Below are 18,371 nucleotides of genomic sequence, written 5' to 3' on the forward strand. Positions count from 1 at the left end.
TGGTCATACCGCTGAAGGCCGGTCGGCGCGTGCGCGTCTACGGCCCGGACTGGCGCGGCTACATCCCCGGATCCGCGATCGCTGCGCCCCACGTGCCGAACGAGGAGCTTCCGGTGCTCTACGAATCCGCCGGCGCCGTGCTCAACGACCACTGGCCTGCGATGAGACGCGAGGGCTTCATCTCGAATCGCCTCTACGATGTCGTGGCCGCAGGCGGACGCGCGATCAGTGATGACGTGGAAGGCATCGACGAGATCTTCGGCGGCGCCGTGCGCACGTTCCGCAACGACGAAGAACTGCTGGCGCTGACAGAGGCACCGCTGGACGACCATTTCGCCGCGGACGAGGAGCTCGCCCGCCTGTCGGCGCGGATCCGCACCGAGCACTCCTTCGATGCTCGTGCACGGCAACTGCTCAACATGGTCCTCGAGCGCAGCTGAACTGCGGCGGAAGCGCCGACGGCGTGCGTCAGCGCCGCCGCCGTTCAGCCAGCGGGAAGAGCGGGCGGCGCCTGAGAGAAGTAGCGCTCCGCGAACACGAAGAGCACGGTGTCCGCTCCGCACGTCTTCGCCTCAGCAGCGACATCGGGACGCTTGTCCGGGTAGTCGAAGTTGTGGCGGATCTGGCACGTGCTCTGGAACGCGTGCGCCCAGGCGGGTGCGAGCGCCTCCCCTGTGGAGTCGCGCAGAATCAGCGCGCGTCCCGCGCCTGAGGTGCTCTCCGTGCGCGCCGGCATGTCCAGCAGCCCCACAGCGCCGTCCGACGGGCCGGCCTTCTGCTGCCCATCCGGAGTCGTTATGGTCGAGCGCGCCGCCTCCGTCGCCGCAGCCGTCACGGGCGTCGTCCAGTCCTGCGGCGTCGACGTGTCCCCGTACGGCGTGAACTCGTTCGGCGCAGCACCGGTCTCGACGCCCGTCACGGCCGGCACTTGGATCTTCGACCACACCGAGCCGGGGTGAAGTGCCTCGGCGCACGCGACGGTCTGTCGCCAGGCGGCGTACGCGCCGTACGGCGTCCAGTGCGAGTTGACGGCCGAGAAGACCGGCGCCGTCTGCTTGGCCTCCTGCATGGCGCCGCGCACGTCGACCACGGGCAGGTCACCCGAATGCTGCAGGAACTGCTCGAGATGCGTGCGACCTTGCAGCTCCTGCGTCCACTCGGGCAGCTGATCGCGGTAGAGCTCCCACTTCGCCGGCGCGACCACGATCACGAGGTCTCGTCCGTCCTTGCGGAGCTGCTTGTCGAGCCCCTGGAAATACGTCACCCATTGCGCCAACTGCGAGTCCAGCCAGGGCGCGCGACCGAGAGCCTGAGACATGTTCTGGGACTGCGCGTCGCCCCAGAAGTCGAAGCCGTCGCGCCCCGCGACGCGCATCCCCAGCGCGTCGGGATGGGCGGCGAACTTCGCCTCCGAGTCCGCCGTCCGCGCCCCGGTCCAGATGTCCATCGGATGGGAGGGGAATTGCGACGACGTGCAGCTCGCGGGCAGGGATTCCTGTTGCGAAGCCTGGGTCAGAACCTGCCGTTGCTGTTGCAGCGCCGCCTCGTGCGCCGCTAGTCGCGTGCTGCCGCCGATCACAGCCAGCACGAGCACGATGACCATCAGCACCGCCAGCGGAACGAAGTGCAGGATGCGCCGGGCGTGGGAGCGCGGTTTCTCCTGTTCGACGGCGTGCACGTTGTGCAGGGGCGTCCCCGCGCTCATGACTGCGCTCCGTTCTGCGCGCGCAGGGTGTCGGCGAAGCGCGTGGAGGAGAAGTCTGGATGGACGATCAGCCTCTTCGCCCGAGTCGTCAGCGGGGAGAGCCGTTGCAGCAACCGAGCGAGCCAGCGTGGCGTCCAGTCCTTCAGCGACATCGCCGGTTTCTCGATCAGATGCCAGGAGAGGATAGCCAGGATGTGCACGACCACCACGATCGTGCCGTGGTAGACGATCCACCCGAGCTTCTGCAGCCCGAAATACGTCGCCAGAGTCATGAGCGGCCACGCGTAGATGTAGATCCCATAGGAGAAGTCGCCGAACCGCGCCCAGCGCGTCAGCGGCAGGCGCACACCGCACCACATCAGGAAGTACAGGAAGCCGTACTGACCGACGACGTTCCACCCGCCGAACGCGTAGGTGAACAGGCCCAGTCCGAGCATTCCGAACGCGGCCCGGTCGTCGATCGGGATCTTGTCGCCGTGCAAGGCGAAGAGCATTCCGAACGCATACGGCGCGAAGAACATCAGGATGAACGGGTCCGCGAACACTCGGTTCAGCCCCGCGATGTTGCCTGCGCCCAGCCACTGGAGAGCGTTCAGGCCGATGACTATGACCGCGAAGGCCGTTGCGAATCTCTTCGACGCGAGCGCACCGAACAGGCCCAGAAGCCCCACGACGATATAGCAGAGGAACTCGTACGACAGCGTCCAGGCCGAACCGTTCCAGTCTCGCGCACCATGGATCTGGAAGTACGGCACGGTCTCGCCGAGACCGCCGATGTTGCGCTGATTGAGGAACAGGAACATGTTGTCGAAGAAGTACGTCTTCGGCGATTCGACGACCGCACTCCAGTAGCCGTCGAACGTGCCGTGGACGGTGCGCCACGCGATGGGCGCGAAGACGAGGACCGTGAGGATGAGCGAGGCCCAGAACGCGGGGAAGATCCGCAGGCACCGGCGCCACAGGTAACGCCACATCGTCGAGCGGCCCATCCGCGACTTGGTGATGAGGAATCCGGAGAAGAAGAAGAAACCGGCGACCGCGACGCCACCCAGGGACTGCTCGCGCGAGATCTGGACGCCCAGGTCCTCACCGCCATAGAAACCGGCGATGGGACCTGCATGCGAGAAGATCACCAGGAACGCCATGAGCCAGCGCAGGAAGTCGAGCGAGTTCGCCCGCGGGTCGAACGCCTGCGCGACGTTCAGCGGCCCGCTGCGCACGACGCTCACGCGCTGGTCCGCTTCGGCGAACGGCGGGCGGCGCGCATTCGCCGATACACCTTCCGGCTCGCGTCGTACGCCGGGAAAAGCGCGCGGGCGAGCATGGGGAATCGCGTGTTGACGATGCGCTTGCTGAACCCGAGAACACCGGACGCCGACTTCAGACGCTCGAGGTAAGCCCCCTGTTCCATGACCGTACCCGGCAGCCCCTGGCTGAAGTTCTGGAGCTTGTACTCGAGGAACGGGTAGTTGATCGACGCAAGTTCCGTGCTCTGCACGGTGTAGACGGGCATCCCCGCGCCGAGCGAGGAATAGGTGAACAGACGCTCGATGACGTGGGCGATCGAGCCATCGCTGTACGGCTGATCCTCGAAGTCCGACCAGGTCAGTCCGGCGTCGACGAGCGCGCGCAGCGCCCGCGGGCGGGCGATGAACATGGAACCGTAGGCGGACAGCGGGGTCGACGCGTCGAGCGGCGTCCTGATGCCGAGCCGTCGGGCGAGCCGAGCCGCCGGTTGCTTGTTGAGGTACCAGGCCTGACCCATCGTGGGGAACCCGATGTGGATCACGGGAGGGATGGCCATCCCGATCTCGGGATGCTCAGCGAAAAGATTCAGGACGTTCGCCGTGTAGTTCTCGGAATGCAGAAGGTTGCCGAAAAGATGGCGCTTGAACCACCCTCCCGCGACCGCGCCGTCCTGCGGAGAGCGCTTCGAATGGATCTTCACCACGATGTCGTAGTCGTCACTGCGGAGAAGATCGGCGCAGGTGAGCAGAAAAGCGGATACGTCGCGTCCGGCATTGGACTCCGTCACGCGGACCTCGTACGACGACACGCCGCGAGCGACGAGCGCGGTCTCCAGCACGGCGCGCTTCTGTTCTGTGTCGGTCGTCACGACAACGTGCCGTTCGCAGGGTACGCGCTCCGCGTACTCCATGAGTTCGTCGATCATGTCCTCGTAGTAGCAGTGGATCGCCACCAAGGCGCGCATCCCGCGCGTGCGCTCGAGCTGCTCGGCGTCGATCTCCAGAGCGTCGGAGTAGATCCGATGCAACGAGAAGTTCGTCGCCGCGACGCGGGGCTCCATCGTGCGAGCCACGTTCTCCCAGATCAGTTCCAGCGGATAGTCCGAGGTCTGCTCGAGGATGCTGATGATGTCCCGCCCAATGATCGCGTGATCCGAGAGGTAGAGCGGATCATGGAAGAACGTGCGGCGCTTCACGATGGGGCATCGCTCCGCAGTCAGCTCTACGACGTCATCGAGGACGGGGTTGCGGCTGGGGAAATCGGTGTACGGGTAGACGACCCGCCAGGTGAAGCCGCGGTCCTCGAAGTACCTCGCGAAGCGCGCCTCGTGACGGTCGATCGACTGCTCGTAGCTCGTGATCTGGGGCATCGTCTCCCAGTAGTGCCGGAACGCCGGCGACATGAGCAGCGACTTCCGGACGGCGAGCCAATGCGATTGGATGTGCCGCGGCAGCACCCCGCCGGTGGCGAAATGGTGCGGATCGACCTCGCCGTGCTCGGTGATCCCCCAGAAGTCGACATCCCAGGAATCGGTCTTCGCGAACATCTCCGAGAGGGGATACACGGGGCCGAAGAAGGTGTAGTTCAGAAGGATGAGCTCGTCGTACTCCGCGAGACGATCGAACCCGAATCGCTCCAGGGACTCTTTGTAGCCGCCCACATCGAATCCGACGTTGTCGCGCTCCCAGACCTCGTCGGCGACACCCTTCAGAGCGACGAGCCCGCTCTCCGAAACCGGACCGTTCGAGATCACGACGAGGTGCTCGACATGCTCTCGGAGCTTCTCCAGGCAGTACGGGATGTATCGGTCGACGATCCCTTCCTTGTCCCAGAACAGGTAGAAGGCGATGCGCTTCACGAGGCTCCTCACATACTGGACAGTCCGGTCGAGTATATCCGTGCCTCCTGCGCGACCCCTGGGACCGGTCCGTTGCGGACGGCCGGATAGGATGAGCCGGACCATGGTCCGCGGTGCACCGCGCGTCCCTCCGTCCGGGCCACAACGACGTCGACCCGATCCGAAGCCGAGAGAAACCCTCAATGCCAGATTCGTCTCAGCCGCTCGAGCCTCACGGCACGCAGCGCGTCCTGATCGTCAGCCCCGACACGTTCGGCCGCAAGATGGGCGGACCTGCGATCCGTGCGTGGGAGATGGCGAAGCACCTGGTCGCCGTGGCTCAGGTGCGGCTCGTCTCGATCAAGGACTCGTCGCTCACGCACCCGGACTTCGACGTGCTGACGGCGGACGACGACGAGCTGCGGCGGCAGGTCGACTGGGCCGACGTCGTCATCGCCCAGGGCGAGGTGTTCGCACTGCACCCCTGGCTGGTCGAATCCGAAGTCATCATCGTTGCGGACGTCTACGATCCGCTGCACCTGGAGGTTCTCGAGTCCGCCAAGGACGAGGGGCCCGAGGGGCGCAGCTTCCTGGTCAAGTACTGCGTGGACATGCTCACGACGCAGCTCCGCCGAGCGGATTTCGTGATCTGCGCCTCCGAGAAGCAGCGTGACTTCTGGCTCGGCCACTTGGGATCGCTGGGGCGCATCTCGCCGGAGACGTATGACGCCGACCGAAGCCTGCGCACGCTCATCGACGTCGTGCCATTCGGCGTCTCGGGTGACGTCCCCACCCAGACGCGACACGCCATCCGCGACGCAGTCGACGGGATCGGCGCAGACGACAAGCTCATCATCTGGGGCGGCGGCGTCTACAACTGGTTCGACCCGCTCACGCTGATCCGAGCCGTCCATCGGCTCTCCCAGCGCCATCCTGAGGTGAAGCTCTACTTCCTGGGCATGACCTATCCGAACCCGGCGGTGCACGAATCGCGCATGGCGGTCGAAGCGCTGCAACTGGCGAAGGACCTGGGCGTCGTGGACACCCAGGTGTTCTTCAACATGGACTGGACCGACTACGACGACCGCATCAACTATCTCCTCGACGCCGACCTGGGGGTGAGCACCCACTTCAATCACATCGAGACCGCGTTCAGCTTCCGGACGCGGATCCTCGACTACCTCTGGGCGGGCCTGCCGATCGTGGCGACCGACGGGGACGCGTTCGCACCCCTCGTCCGTGACAACGGCCTAGGCGCGGTGGTGCCCGCCGAGGATGTGGATGCGCTCGTCGCAGCGCTCGAGCAGACGTTGTTCGTCGATGACAGAGCCGCACTCGCAGAGAATGTCCGCGCCTTCAGCCAGACGTTCGCGTGGGATCGCGCCCTCGCGCCGTTGATCGAGTTCTGCCTTACGCCCAGGCATGYCGCCGATTACCCGACCTCGCGGATCGAGTCGCTGGATGCCCATCGGACCCGGCACATCGAGGTCCTGGAGGCCAAGATCCTGGAGCTCGGCGGGCAGCTCGGTGCGACCCGCGAGAGACTCGTGAACGCGCGCGACGAACTCGACCGCGTCCACACCAGCGCGTCCTGGCGCTTGTCCGCGCCGGTGCGCGTCGCCGGACGTCTCGGGAGACGGCTTCGCCGCCGCTGAGCGATCAGACGCCGGCAGAGATCTCGGCTGCGACCGAACCGAGAGTCGCGGTGTCGGCACGGACAGTGAACATCCTGCCCTGCATGAGGACGTGCGAGTTGATGTCGATCACCTCCGACACGTTGGCGTTGATGTAGTACTGGCCGGCGCCCAGATAGACCTTCTCGATCCGGAAGTCCACATGCGTCTCGCCGGCCTCGATCGAGGGGAGGGTGATTCCCAGTCGCTCCGTGTTGGATGCGATCGTCATCTGCCCGAGGGCCGTGTCGATGCTGAAGCCCGCCGCCCAGCGCGACATCGCCTGGTGGGCGCGAGCGTGGATCCGCACCGTCAACGGATCCCCGACCTGCACCTCACTGATCTCCGTGCCCTGGTCATCGTGCAGGGTGATCGCCGTGACCTCGACCAGCTGCTCGGCCCCGCGCTCGTGCAGTTCGCCCAGTCGGCGGCCCTCCAGCACATCGCGAAGCGCCGCGATTCCCCTGTTCACGTCTCCGTCGAACACGACCTGGCCGTCCTTGAGTACGACCGCACGATCGCAGAGCTCCTGCACCTGCGAGGCGGAATGCGAAACCAGGATGATGGTGCGGCCCTCGGCTCGGAACTGCGCGATCCGCTCCATGCACTTGCGCTGGAAGGCTTCATCACCAACGGCCAGCACCTCATCGACGAGCAGCACGTCCGGATCGGTATGGATCGCCACCGCGAAGGCGAGGCGGACGAACATGCCCGACGAATAGAACTTCACCTGGGTGTCGATGAAATCGCCGATCCCGCTGAACTCGTGGATCGCATCGAACTGCTCGTCGACCTGCTCACGGCTGAGCCCCAGGATCGCGGCGTTCAGGTACACGTTCTCGCGTCCGCTGAGGTCCGGATGGAATCCGGCGCCGAGCTCCAGGAGGGCGGCCATCCGGCCGCGATTGAAGATCGCGCCGCTCGTAGGCGCGACGATGCCGCCGATGAGCTTGAGCAGCGTGCTCTTGCCGGACCCGTTGGCGCCCAGAAGGCCGACGGTGGTGCCCGCTTGGATCTCCAGCGAGACGCCGTTCACCGCGGTGAAGCGCTCCCGGTGCTCCCGGCCGAGCTTGCCGAGGTGGACGATTCGGTCCTTGAGAGTGTTGTCCTTGCGCACCTGGAACGTCTTGGTGACGTCCTCGACGCGAACGACGACCGGACCCGGGACAGTTGAGACGACCATCACATCTCCTGTGCGAAGTTGCCCTGGAGACGCGTGAACACGCGGTGGGCGATGAAGACGAGCGCGACGCCGATGAGGAAGGCGATCAAGATGCGCAATCCGAGCTCGGAAGGRTAGTCGGCGGTCGTGCCGCCACCCCAGAAGGCCCGATGGAAGCCGAGGACGCCGAGTGTGATCGGATTGTTCTGATAGATCTCGAACACCCAGGACGGAAGGTGGAAGCTGTCGAAGGCGCGCTTCACCATGCCCCAGGTGTACACGATCGGCGATGCCCACATGGCGAGCATCACGACCACGTCGAGCAGGTACTGCACGTCGCGGAGGTAGACGTTGACCGCCGAGAGCAGAAGACCGAGCGCGAGTCCGTACACGAGGATCAGCGCCACGGACGGGAAGAACCACAGCATCTGGGTCAGGTCGCCCGGTAGCGCGTGGAAGAGCACCGCGGCGGCGAGCAGCACGACGCATTGCACGAGGAACATGAACCCCGCACCGCCGATGCTCGCGAGCGGGAAGATCTCGCGAGGGAGATAGATCTTCTTCACCAGACCCGAGTTCGCAAGGATCGAGCCGGTCGCGCTCACGACCATCTCGTTGAAGAAGCCGTAGAGCGTCAGTCCGGCGAAGAGGTAGACCGCGAAATCGGGGACGCCGTCCGCGGCCCGCAGGAACTTCCCGAGCACGACGTAGTACATCAGGAAGAGGATGATGGGTCGGATCACAGTCCAGAGGAAACCGAGGAAGCTATCCCGGTAACGAGCCTGGAGATCGCGGCGCACGAGGAGCTGCAGCAGCTCCCGGCGCTGGAAGATCTCACGGACCTTGCCTCCGCGCACGTCGAGCTTCAGCCCGGATGCGTCTGCGCGCATGAACGGCGCGGCGGCCAGCCGCGTGTATCGAGGTTCCGTATCCACCGTGCTCCCACGTCGTCCAACCCAACCTTCTCAGCCTACTGCAGGCACCTGTCAGAATCCCGGCGGCGGGACCCGCGAGCAGATCCGGTACCCTCGTGACGGACGTCCGCAGCTCGACGGACGCGGGAATGGAACGGTGGCGTCTTCATGACTGACTCTCGCTCGCGCTTCGTCGTCACCGGCGCAGGCGGTTATCTCGGACCGCACGTCGTCGCCGCACTCGCCGATCGGGGTCATGAGGTGCTCGCGGTCGTCCGACCCGGCTCGTCGGCCGTCACGGATCCCCGCGCGATCCGCGTCGAGGCCGACATCCTGGCGTCGGATTTCGACGTCCGCACCTGGGGATCCCTGCAGGGCATCGTCCACCTCGCGTGGCAGGACGGCTTCACCCACAACTCTCCCGCGCATCTCGGGCAGTTGTCGGCGCACTACCGGCTGCTCACGGCGGCGGCCGAGGCGGGGTGCCCGCGGAYCGTGGCTCTCGGCACCATGCACGAAGTCGGCTACTGGGAGGGCGCGATCACCGCGGACACGCCGACGAACCCGCTGTCGCAGTACGGCATCGCGAAGGACGCGCTCCGGCGGGCGCTCCCCCTCGCGCTGCCGCCGGAGACGAGTCTCGCGTGGGCGCGCGCTTACTACATCTACGGCGATGACCGCCGCAGCAACTCGATCTTCCGAAAGCTGCTCGAAGCCGCCGACGAGGGAAAGCCGACGTTCCCGTTCACGTCCGGCAAGAACCGCTACGACTTCATCCGCGTCGAGGAACTCGGCCGCCAGCTCGCCGCTCTGGCAGAGGCCTCCGATGTCACGGGCACGCTGAACTGCTGCACGGGTGAGCCGATCTCGCTCGCCGACAAAGTCGAGCAGTTCATCGAGGAGAACCGTCTCCCGATCACGCTGGAGTACGGCGCCTTCCCTGACCGTCCCTACGACTCCCCCGGTGTGTGGGGAGACGCGGCCGTCATCCGCGAGGTCATGGCCCGGGGCTGAGCACCCCGGGCGCCGCCTCAGCGGCTCCGGCCCCGCGCGACGATGTCCAGCAGGTACTGACCGTAGCCGCTCTTCACCAAGGGCTCAGCGCGCTCACGCAGCTCGTCGTCGGTGAGGAATCCCAACCGCCAGGCGACCTCCTCCGGGCAGCCGATCGAGAGCCCTTGGCGCTTCTGCACCGTGCGGATGAACTCGGTCGCCTCGCTCAGCGAGTCGAATGTTCCCGTGTCGAGCCACGCCGTACCCCGAGGGAGGATCTGCACCTGCAGGTCTCCGCGCTCCAGATAGACGCGGTTCAGGTCGGTGATCTCGAGTTCGCCTCGCGCGGACGGCTTCAGGTCCTTCGCGATCTCGACGACGTCGTTGTCGTAGAAGTAGAGACCGGGGATCGCGTAGTTACTCTTCGGCTGAGCCGGCTTCTCCTCGATGGACAGCGCCCGGCCCTGGGCGTCGAACTCGACGACCCCGTACGCGGTCGGATCCGCCACCCAGTATCCGAACACCGCCGCACCGCTGAGATCCGCATATTCGCGCAGATGGGAGCCCATGCCCGGACCGTAGAAGATGTTGTCGCCGAGCACGAGGGCCGCGGTGTCGCTGCCGATGTGGTCGGCACCCAGGGTGAACGCCTGGGCAAGACCGTCGGGCGAATGCTGCTGCACGTATGTCAGCGACACGCCGAACCGCGAGCCATCCCCGAGCAGGCGCTCGAACTGCTCGGCGTCGTGGGGGGTGGTGATGATGAGGATGTCCCGAATGCCGGCCAGCATGAGGGTCGACAGCGGATAGTAGATCATCGGTTTGTCGTAGACCGGCACGAGCTGCTTGGAGACGCCCATCGTGATCGGATGAAGGCGCGAGCCGGTCCCACCGGCGAGGATGATGCCACGCATCTGACCAGTGTCCTGCACGCCGAGGGAATCTGCCAAACCAGTCGCTCACGCCGCCGTGCGGCCACGTGACGGCGTGGCGCGCCCGCCGTGACCGCTCAGCGCGCCGATTCCGGGCGTCCTCGCAGCCACAGCTCCACCGCTCCGATGATCGCGGGGTCGAGCCCGTCGAACGCGGCGGGATCGAAGACCGGCGCCTCCGTGCGGCCTCCGTAGAGCTCGCGCAGCGCCTCGATGACGCGCTCGGCCACGCCGGAGCGCTCCATGCCGATGACGTTCGCGCCGCGCACGGTCGCCGGGGAGCCGAACGCCTTGGCGTACGGCGGAAGGTCGCGCGTCACCACGGACCCCATCCCGATCATGCCGCCGACGCCGACCGTGCGGAACTGATGCACGGACGTCCCGAGCCCCAGGTTCGCGCCGTCTCCGATGCGCACGTGGCCCGCCAGCAGAACGCTCGACGCCAGCGTCACGCGGTCGCCGAGAACGCAGTCGTGAGCCACGTAGACCTGGTTCATGATGAACGCGTCGTCCCCGATGCGCGTCTGCGCCTTCCAGCCCTGGTGGATCTGGGCGTACTCGCGGATCGTGTTGCGGTTGCCGATCACGACCCCTCCGCCGCGGGGGTCTACCGCCTCGCGCGGGTGCGGGAACGAACGCACCTCCGGCGGGCACCCGATCACGGCGCCGGCGCCGATCCAGTTGTCGTCCCCGATCGTGACCGGCCCCTCGATGACCACGAACGGACCGATGGTGTTTCCCGTCCCGAGCACGACGTCCGGCGAGATCACCGCCGTGGGATGGATCGTGTTCATCTGTGCCTCGCTGTCGCTGCGCGCGCCGGGCGGTAAGCTCGGAGCGTCCGTTTGATGCAACCGCTGTGCCAGCGGTGCGCCGTTCTACCAGTTCGAGAGCACATGATACCTATCACGCACGTCCGATTCGGCGAAGAAGAAGAAGCGCTCGTCCTCGAAGTTCTCCGGTCCGGTCTGATCGCGCAGGGGCCGAAGGTCGCGCGTCTCGAGCAGGAGTTCGCCGAGCGCTACGGCTCCCCGCATGCCATCGCTGTGAACAACGGCACGACCGCCCTCATCGCGGCCCTGCAGGTGCTCGACCTGGGGCCCGGCGACGAGGTCATCACGACGCCGTTCACGTTCGTCGCGACGCTCAACGCGATCCTGCAGGCCGGAGCGACCGCGGTGTTCGCCGATGCCCGCGAGGACGACTTCAACATCGACCCCGCCGCGATCGAGGCCGCGGTCACGGATCGCACCCGCGTGGTCGCCCCGGTGCACCTCTACGGACAGATGGCCGACATGGATCCGATCCAGGAGCTCGCCTCTTCCCGTGATCTGCGGATCCTCGAGGACTCGGCCCAGGCTCAGGGCGCCACCTACCGTGGCCGCTTCGCCGGCTCCTACGGGCTGGGCACGTTCTCGTTCTATGCGACGAAGAACATGACCACCGGCGAGGGCGGCATGATCACCACGGACGACGACGCTCTCGCGGACCGCCTCCGTCTGCTGCGCAACCAGGGCATGCGAGCGCGCTACCAGTACGAGATGGCCGGCAACAACTACCGCCTGACCGACCTGCAGGCCGCTCTCGCACTCCCTCAGATCGCGCGCTACGAGGACACGGTCGCGCGGCGCCGCGCGAACGCCGCTCGGCTCTCGTCGATCCTCGAGTCGGTCGCCGGCATCGAGGTCCCGCGCGAAGCCGAGGGGCGGGGTCACGTCTGGCACCAGTACACGATCCGGGTCACCGATGAGGCCGGCATCACGCGCGACGCGCTGGCGGCCGAGCTCACGGAGCGCGGCATCGGCAGCGGCATCTACTACCCGAAGCTCACCTTCGACTACGACGCCTACCGCGACAACCCCCAGGTGCGGATCAGCGACGTCCCCATAGCCACCCGGTTGACCGCGCAGGCACTGTCGCTTCCCGTCCACGCGGCGCTGACCGACGGCGAGCTCGATCAGGTCGCAGAGACCGTGGCCGCGATCGTGGCGGAGCACGCGTGAGCGCCGCGAAGCAGGTCGTCCTCGTCGGCGCAGGGAGCATGGGCTCGCACCACGCCCGCGTGATCAGCCAGTCCGACGGTGCGGAACTGGCGGTTCTCGTGGATCCGCGCGAAGACGTCGGGCGCGCGGTCGCGGAGCGGTTCGGGGCCACCTGGCGCCCCGAGCTCCCCGACCTCGGCGACTACGACGCCGTCGTCATCGCGGCCGCGACCGAGGCGCATCACCCGCTCGCCATGCAGGTCCTCGGGCAGAACCGCCCGCTGCTGATCGAGAAGCCCGTGGCGGACAGCCTGCTGCGCACCGAGGAGATCCTCGACGTCGCCGAGCAGCGCGATCTGCCGATCATGTGCGGCCTCCTCGAGCGCTACAACCCCGCCGTGATCGCGGCGCGCTCCGCGCTCACCGAGCCGCTGCACGTGACCGCGACGCGCCACTCCCCGTACGCTCCGCGCATCCGCACCGGCGTGGCCTGGGACCTCCTCGTGCACGACGTCGACCTGGCGATCAACCTCATCGGTGGTCAGCCCGAGACGATCTCGTCGCGGCTCGGATTCTTCCATCCGGAGTCGGCGACCGGAGCCGAGGACGTCGCCGCTACCATCCTCGGGTTCGACGGCGGGGCCGTGGCCCAGATCTCGGCCAGCCGGATCGGGCAGCACAAGGTCCGCACGCTGACCATCCACGAGATCGATCGCCTCATCGAGGTCGATCTGCTCCGTCGCAACCTCACGATCTATCGTCACGTCTCCGAGGCGTCCGTCGACGACGGACCCAGCTACCGACAGCAGACGATCATCGAGATCCCGGAGATCCCCCCGGCACCGGAGCCGCTGACCGCGCAGTTCGCGCGCTTCATCGACGTGATCGACGGGCGGGTGGACGCCGCAGCAGAGCGACGCAGCATCCTTCCGTCGCACCAGGTGATCGATCACGTCATCGCGGAGCGTGCCTCGGTATGACCGCTGCCCCTCCCCCTCGGACGGGTGCCTGGATCTCGTCGAGCCGCCGTAGCGCGATCCGGTATCTTCTGGCGGGTGGACTGGCGTTCCTGGTCGACATCGGCCTGCTCGCCCTGTTCCATCAGGTGTTCGGCTGGCCGACGTGGCTCGCAGCGGGCAGCGCGTTCGTGCTCAGCTTCGCGTTCACCTATACGATCCAGCGATACTTCACCTTCGAGTCGCGTGCACCCCACGGCCGCACGCTGCTGAAGTACACGATCCTGGTCGTGTTCAACACGCTCGCCACAGCCGCTATCGTCGCGCTGATCGACACGACGCCCGCGGGCTGGGCCGTCGGCAAGGTCGTCGCCACGGCGGCGACCACCATCTGGAACTACTTCGCGTACCGGTACTGGGTCTTCGCCGACCGCAGCCGCTGAAAGAGAGTCAAACGTGTATCACGGAGCACGCATCGCCGCCGTCGTACCGGCGTACAAGGAAGAGAAGATGATCTCGACGGTCATCTCCACGATGCCGGAGTTCGTCGACCACATCGTCATCATCGACGACCACAGTCCCGACCGGACCAGCGAGGTCGTCACCGAGATCGCTGATCCGCGCGTCACACTGATCCGTCACGAGGTCAACCAGGGCGTGGGCGGCGCGATCGTGACCGGCCACAAGACCGCGATGGACCTCGGCGCCGACGTCAACGTGATCATGGCCGGCGACGCGCAGATGGATCCCGCCTACCTGCCGGATCTTCTGGACCGCGTGACCAAGGACGGCTACGGCTTCGCCAAGGCGAACCGGTTCTTCTCCCCCGAGTCCTTCGAGGGCATGCCCGGCTACCGGATCTTCGGCAACATCGTGCTGTCCTTCATGACGAAGCTGGCGTCGGGCTACTGGAACCTGTTCGACCCSCAGAACGGCTACACCGCGGTGCGGACCGAGGTTCTCAAGCGCGTGCCCCTCGATCGCGTGTCCCCGCGCTACAGCTTCGAGAACGACCTGCTGATCCACCTCAACATCCTGCAGGTCGGCGCCGTGGACGTTCCGATCCCCGCCGTCTACGGCGAAGAGGTGTCGAGCATCCGACTGTCCAAGGTGGTGCCCGAGCTGATGAACCTGCTCTTCCGCGGGTTCTGGCGGCGAATCTGGTACCGCTACGTGCTGTGGTCGTTTTCTCCCGTTGCGCTGCTGCTGTTCTTCGGCATGGCGCTGTCCCTGATCGGCGTGGTCATCGCGATCTGGGTGTGCTTCCAGATCGCGAGCTCCGTCGTCGCGACGGCCGCGACCGTCATGCTCGCGGCACTGCCGCTCATGCTCGGCATACAAATGCTCATCAGCGCGCTGCAGCTCGACATCCAGGCCAGCCCGTCCCGCCCGGAGTACGAACCGTTCAGTTGACGAGGCGCCAGTCGTCGCCCTTGTCGATGATGCGGCCCCCGTACACGACGCCCGCGGTGCCGGCGTATGCCGGCATCCCTGGCGCGAACGTGCCCCAGCTCGGCCGACCCTGATCCGGCCCGAAGCTCGGCAGGTACGCGCCGTACTGGTACAGCGTCTCCTGAATGGGGCGATAGCAGGCGCCGCCCTGGTCGGTGATGCCGACGACGGTGCCGAGCGCGCGCAACCCGAACTCGTCGTCCCGCCACACGGGGCCGCCCACATCGCCGGGGCCTGCGGGCGCGTCGGTGCACAGCACGGTGTCCCCGTAGAAGCCGGGGGCGGTGCCGAGGATGACGCCCTCGGTCCACCCGGTGTCGATGCCCATCTTCCCTATCAGCATGCCGGCGGACTGCTCGACGCTCGGCATCCAGCCTCTGACCAGGCCGTCCCCGGGCATCGCACCGGTCGTCGGATCGACGACGAGCTGGAACGCGTCGTTGCCTGGACGCATCCGCAGCAGCACGGTCGGATCGCTGCTGCGACGTGCGAAGACGTCGGCGTAGTAGCCCTCATCCGTGCGGATGCTGCCGTCGGCGGAGATCCCGACCGAGCACGCGGCAGCGGTGGTGAGGAAGAAGCCGGAGTCGCCGGCGATGGCGAAGCCGCCCGTGCACGCCTTGTCGTAGTACGCACCGGCGGTGCCGCCGACGCTTCCCCAGATGGCGGGCTCGCCCGGGTAGAAGTCGTACCCTTCGGCGACGGGCACCGGCTCGATCTGAGCGGAGGCTGCACCGCCGGTGGCCAGGGGCAGCGCAAGCAGGGCCACCGCTGCGACGCCGAGGAGCAGCCGCATCGTCTTCAGTCTCCGGCGCAGGAGTTCTCCGGTCGGCGAGAGCACGGGATGTCCTTGTGGCAACYCTTCGCCGCCATCCGTGATCCGGGTCAGGAGTCGAATCACTCGCGCCAGTCTTCCCCGTGCTCAATCGTGCGCCATGGCGCCACGTTGGCCAGAGTTCCAGAATAGGAGGCCATACCGGGTGCGAAGGTCCCCCATGACGGCCTTCCCTGGTCCGGGCCGAACGAGGGCAGGTAGGCGCCGAACTGATACAGCGTCTCCTGGATCGGTCGATAGCACGCGCCGCCCTGGTCCGAGATGGCGACCACGGTTCCGAGCGCCCGGAGCCCTGCCGAGTCCGAGCGCCACACGGGTCCCCCGATATCCCCAGGAGCCGCTGGGGCGTCGGTGCACAGCAGCAGCTCGCCGTATCGTCCGGGCGCTGTGCCGAGGATCTCGCCCTCCGTCCAGCCCGAGCTGATGCCCATCTTGCCAATCAGGAGGCCGACGGCCTGCTCCGAGCTCGGCATCCATCCCTGAATCGCCCCGTTCCCCGGCATCTCGCCCGTCGTCGGGTCGACGACGAGCTGGTGTGCGTCGTTCCCGTCCGTCATCCGCAGCAGGAACGTCGGATCCGTGCTCCGGCGCGCGAAATCATGGGCAAAGATGCCCGCGTCGCCACGGACGTTGCCGTCGTACGTATCGGTAAGGCCGGGGCGCTTGCAGTCCTGCGCGGCGAGGAGGAAGAATCCGTCGTCGCCGGCGATCGCGAAGCCTGCCGTGCACGCCCTGTCATACATTGAACCGGCCTGCCCCCCGACGGGCGTGAAGATCGCGGGCTCCCCCGGGCTGTAGTCGTATCCGTCGGCGGGATAGACCGGCGACATCGCCGACGCCGCCTGCGTCGTCGCGACGAGGGCGGCGACGGCGAGCACGAGGACAGCCGCCCCTCTCAGCATGATGCGACGGCTCGGTCGGCGTTCTGTCAACGATTCCATGGTCTGAACATACTGGTATTGAGGCCGGGTACGACCCCCGGCACGAAGAGACGACCGTGGCGAGCGGTCGGTCAGAAAGCGGAGGCGGAGGGCGTCGAAACGCCCGCTCCGGACGCCGAATCGCGAGCGCGGGCGGCCTCCGCGGGCGCCGCGGACACGTCACCGGCCGCGCTGCCGTGCGGACGAGGCGGAGCCATCCGCTGCTGCGCGAGGAGATGGACCGCCAGCAGCGCAAGCGCCGCAGCGAATGCGATGGATCCGCAGGCGAACACGATCGACGGCTGCGGCACACCGGAACTCCACCACCAGCTGCCCGGAGCGCTGAGCGATACGCCCGGCGCTCCGCCGAGCGTGTAGCGGCGGATGTTGCTGTACAGGGACACCGCGTTCGCAGCGGAGAGCACCGCCACGACCAGCCAGGCCTGCAGCGGGGTCACGCGCGCCCAGCGCGCACCGACGGGGAACAGGACGAATCCGACGAACATGATCAACAGCGGAAGCATGTAGCGGGGGTGCACGAGCCCGCCGACCTCGGTCAGGCTGCGCTGCAGCAGGTACAGGGGCAGCGCGACGAGGGCGATCCCCGCACCGCACACGACGACCGCCTTGCGCCAGTTCATCGTCGCTAGGCCGGTGAAGACCGCAGCTCCGAACACCAGGAGCGTGCCGACCCACACCACGGGCGGAAGCGTCACATCGTTCCAGCCCAGCGGCCAGGTGCCGAGCGAGCCGAACACCAGCGTGGGCACGTTGAGGAGGTTGTGCACCAGCAGGTCCAGGCCCTGCCGTGTCGTTCCCCCGCTGCCCGGGGCGACGCCGTTCTGCCACAGTCCCACCTGCTGCGCGGACAGGAACAGACCGAAGCAGGCCAGCGACAGCACCGCCGGGAGGATCACGGACAGCCAGAACCGTCGGCCGCCGCGACCGCGCATGGCGAGGAAGACCGCGGCGACCATCCCGATCACCGCGTACACCGCCATGTCCGAGCGGGCGCCGGCGCCCATCAACGCCGTGACCGCTGCGAGCACGCCGAGCACGACGCGCCGCCAGCCCGTACTCTCCAGGAATCCGAGCACCGCCAGCCACACGGTGCCGCCCGCCAGCACCGCCCAGCCGCTGGGGTTGACGGACGTGACGAGGAACACGCCCCACGGCAGCAGCGTCACCGCCATCGAGACGACCAGCAACGGCCGTCGGCGACGCGGCAGCACCCAGAAAAGCACCGACGTGATCACCACGAAGATCAGGGAGTTGACGAGGCGCATTGCGATGACCGACGCCGACACGTGGTCAGAGGCGAAGACACTGAGGATCGCGTAGTAGACCGGCGAGTAGTAGTGCGCGACGGAGTTCACGTGCTCCGTCGTCACGAGGTGATTGGGATCGGATCCGAAGACCTCCTTCTGGCAGTTCGCCGTGACGCTCGGCTGGAAGTAGTAGCACGGCGACGCCACGGTCGACCACGGCACGCGCGCCTCGGACCCGTCCGGGGCGATCTCGCAGAGCCCGGGACGGTCGCCCGCGCCGCACCAGATGCTCGCGAGGTGGTAGTTGTCGTCGGGCGAGCTCCCGGTCGGCGACGAGACCGCCCAGGAGCCCAGCGTGATCAGCATCAGCAGCGGCACCAGCAGAAGGAGGAATCGAGAGGATCCGCGCCGTGCGCCGCGTTCGAGGGATGCCGTCTCGTTGCCGTTTTCTGCCACCCGGCGAGTATATAGAAGCGGCCGCGTCCGCTCGGGCG

Annotated in this window: 17 protein-coding genes; 7 read left to right on the forward strand and 10 right to left on the reverse strand. The window is 67.1% G+C overall.

What is annotated here, in order from left to right:
* Positions 1-440: glycosyltransferase family protein (locus AC1DMN_RS09610; protein WP_477384160.1), on the forward strand; the 440-nt coding region annotated here is incomplete at its 5' end.
* 44 nt (positions 441-484) lie between these two features.
* Here AC1DMN_RS09610 and AC1DMN_RS09615 read toward each other — a convergent pair.
* The 3 genes from AC1DMN_RS09615 to AC1DMN_RS09625 are packed head-to-tail and all read right to left on the reverse strand — an operon-like array spanning position 485 to position 4,811.
* Positions 485-1,705 (reverse strand): alginate O-acetyltransferase AlgX-related protein, encoded by a 1,221-nt coding sequence (locus tag AC1DMN_RS09615; protein ID WP_477230787.1) that lies wholly within the window; start codon positions 1,703-1,705, stop codon positions 485-487.
* The gene (locus tag AC1DMN_RS09620; protein WP_477230788.1) at positions 1,702-2,934 is read right to left on the reverse strand and encodes an acyltransferase family protein; all 1,233 of its coding nucleotides are present in this window, start codon (positions 2,932-2,934) and stop codon (positions 1,702-1,704) included. The genes AC1DMN_RS09615 and AC1DMN_RS09620 overlap by 4 nt, the downstream gene beginning before the upstream one ends.
* Entirely contained in the window at positions 2,931-4,811 is a 1,881-nt protein-coding gene (locus tag AC1DMN_RS09625) for a rhamnan synthesis F family protein (protein WP_477230789.1), read from the reverse strand. Before AC1DMN_RS09625 ends, AC1DMN_RS09620 begins: the two co-directional genes overlap by 4 nt.
* A gap of 182 nt (positions 4,812-4,993) precedes the next feature.
* Here AC1DMN_RS09625 and AC1DMN_RS09630 point away from each other — a divergent pair, with 182 nt between their 5' ends.
* On the forward strand, positions 4,994-6,445 hold the full coding sequence (locus AC1DMN_RS09630) for a glycosyltransferase (RefSeq protein ID WP_477384162.1): 1,452 nt from the start codon (positions 4,994-4,996) through the stop codon (positions 6,443-6,445).
* Between the two features lie 4 nt (positions 6,446-6,449).
* On the opposite strand, the gene AC1DMN_RS09635 is transcribed toward AC1DMN_RS09630, so the two are convergent.
* Both AC1DMN_RS09635 and AC1DMN_RS09640 read right to left on the reverse strand, forming a co-directional pair.
* Positions 6,450-7,646: an ABC transporter ATP-binding protein gene (locus tag AC1DMN_RS09635; protein WP_477230791.1), complete on the reverse strand. Its 1,197-nt coding sequence runs from the start codon at positions 7,644-7,646 to the stop codon at positions 6,450-6,452.
* Positions 7,646-8,560: an ABC transporter permease gene (locus tag AC1DMN_RS09640; protein WP_477230792.1), complete on the reverse strand. Its 915-nt coding sequence runs from the start codon at positions 8,558-8,560 to the stop codon at positions 7,646-7,648. The genes AC1DMN_RS09635 and AC1DMN_RS09640 overlap by 1 nt, the downstream gene beginning before the upstream one ends.
* A gap of 147 nt (positions 8,561-8,707) precedes the next feature.
* Here AC1DMN_RS09640 and AC1DMN_RS09645 point away from each other — a divergent pair, with 147 nt between their 5' ends.
* Positions 8,708-9,553 (forward strand): NAD-dependent epimerase/dehydratase family protein, encoded by an 846-nt coding sequence (locus AC1DMN_RS09645; protein WP_477384164.1) that lies wholly within the window; start codon positions 8,708-8,710, stop codon positions 9,551-9,553.
* Between the two features lie 17 nt (positions 9,554-9,570).
* Here AC1DMN_RS09645 and rfbA read toward each other — a convergent pair whose 3' ends face one another.
* Together rfbA and AC1DMN_RS09655 are read right to left on the reverse strand one after the other, a co-directional pair.
* Complete coding sequence (gene rfbA / locus AC1DMN_RS09650; protein WP_477230794.1) at positions 9,571-10,446, reverse strand: glucose-1-phosphate thymidylyltransferase RfbA; 876 nt, start codon at positions 10,444-10,446, stop codon at positions 9,571-9,573.
* Between the two features lie 95 nt (positions 10,447-10,541).
* Entirely contained in the window at positions 10,542-11,258 is a 717-nt protein-coding gene (locus AC1DMN_RS09655) for an acyl-ACP--UDP-N- acetylglucosamine O-acyltransferase (RefSeq protein WP_477230795.1), read from the reverse strand.
* A gap of 102 nt (positions 11,259-11,360) precedes the next feature.
* Here AC1DMN_RS09655 and AC1DMN_RS09660 point away from each other — a divergent pair, with 102 nt between their 5' ends.
* The 4 genes from AC1DMN_RS09660 to AC1DMN_RS09675 are packed head-to-tail and all read left to right on the forward strand — an operon-like array spanning position 11,361 to position 14,815.
* Positions 11,361-12,467 (forward strand): DegT/DnrJ/EryC1/StrS family aminotransferase, encoded by a 1,107-nt coding sequence (locus tag AC1DMN_RS09660; RefSeq protein WP_477230796.1) that lies wholly within the window; start codon positions 11,361-11,363, stop codon positions 12,465-12,467.
* Entirely contained in the window at positions 12,464-13,426 is a 963-nt protein-coding gene (locus AC1DMN_RS09665; RefSeq protein ID WP_477230797.1) for a Gfo/Idh/MocA family protein, read from the forward strand. The genes AC1DMN_RS09660 and AC1DMN_RS09665 overlap by 4 nt, the downstream gene beginning before the upstream one ends.
* Positions 13,423-13,845, forward strand: coding sequence for a GtrA family protein (locus tag AC1DMN_RS09670; protein ID WP_477230798.1), 423 nt, complete (start codon positions 13,423-13,425; stop codon positions 13,843-13,845). The genes AC1DMN_RS09665 and AC1DMN_RS09670 overlap by 4 nt, the downstream gene beginning before the upstream one ends.
* 13 nt (positions 13,846-13,858) lie before the next feature.
* The gene (locus AC1DMN_RS09675) at positions 13,859-14,815 is read left to right on the forward strand and encodes a glycosyltransferase family 2 protein (RefSeq protein WP_477230799.1); all 957 of its coding nucleotides are present in this window, start codon (positions 13,859-13,861) and stop codon (positions 14,813-14,815) included.
* Here AC1DMN_RS09675 and AC1DMN_RS09680 read toward each other — a convergent pair.
* The 3 genes from AC1DMN_RS09680 to AC1DMN_RS09690 form a co-directional block, all read right to left on the reverse strand.
* Complete coding sequence (locus AC1DMN_RS09680) at positions 14,808-15,695, reverse strand: chymotrypsin family serine protease (RefSeq protein WP_477230800.1); 888 nt, start codon at positions 15,693-15,695, stop codon at positions 14,808-14,810. The genes AC1DMN_RS09675 and AC1DMN_RS09680 overlap by 8 nt on opposite strands.
* Positions 15,696-15,751: 56 nt before the next feature.
* Positions 15,752-16,630, reverse strand: a complete 879-nt coding sequence (locus AC1DMN_RS09685; RefSeq protein ID WP_477230801.1) for a chymotrypsin family serine protease — start codon at positions 16,628-16,630, stop codon at positions 15,752-15,754.
* Between the two features lie 71 nt (positions 16,631-16,701).
* Positions 16,702-18,333, reverse strand: coding sequence for a DUF2142 domain-containing protein (locus AC1DMN_RS09690; RefSeq protein ID WP_477230802.1), 1,632 nt, complete (start codon positions 18,331-18,333; stop codon positions 16,702-16,704).
* Between the last annotated feature and the right edge of the window lie 38 nt (positions 18,334-18,371).

The sequence above is a fragment of the Microbacterium sp. 01T413_2 genome (genome assembly GCF_056398985.1).

Excerpts from the sequence above, each read along its gene's own strand:
- AC1DMN_RS09615 (WP_477230787.1), bottom strand. The coding sequence starts at position 1,705 with ATGAGCGCGGGGACGCCCCTGCACAACGTGCACGCCGTCGAACAGGAG.
- AC1DMN_RS09635 (WP_477230791.1), bottom strand. The coding sequence starts at position 7,646 with ATGGTCGTCTCAACTGTCCCGGGTCCGGTCGTCGTTCGCGTCGAGGAC.
- rfbA (WP_477230794.1), bottom strand. The coding sequence starts at position 10,446 with ATGCGTGGCATCATCCTCGCCGGTGGGACCGGCTCGCGCCTTCATCCG.
- AC1DMN_RS09655 (WP_477230795.1), bottom strand. The coding sequence starts at position 11,258 with ATGAACACGATCCATCCCACGGCGGTGATCTCGCCGGACGTCGTGCTC.
- AC1DMN_RS09660 (WP_477230796.1), top strand. The coding sequence starts at position 11,361 with ATGATACCTATCACGCACGTCCGATTCGGCGAAGAAGAAGAAGCGCTC.
- AC1DMN_RS09670 (WP_477230798.1), top strand. The coding sequence starts at position 13,423 with ATGACCGCTGCCCCTCCCCCTCGGACGGGTGCCTGGATCTCGTCGAGC.
- AC1DMN_RS09685 (WP_477230801.1), bottom strand. The coding sequence starts at position 16,630 with ATGGAATCGTTGACAGAACGCCGACCGAGCCGTCGCATCATGCTGAGA.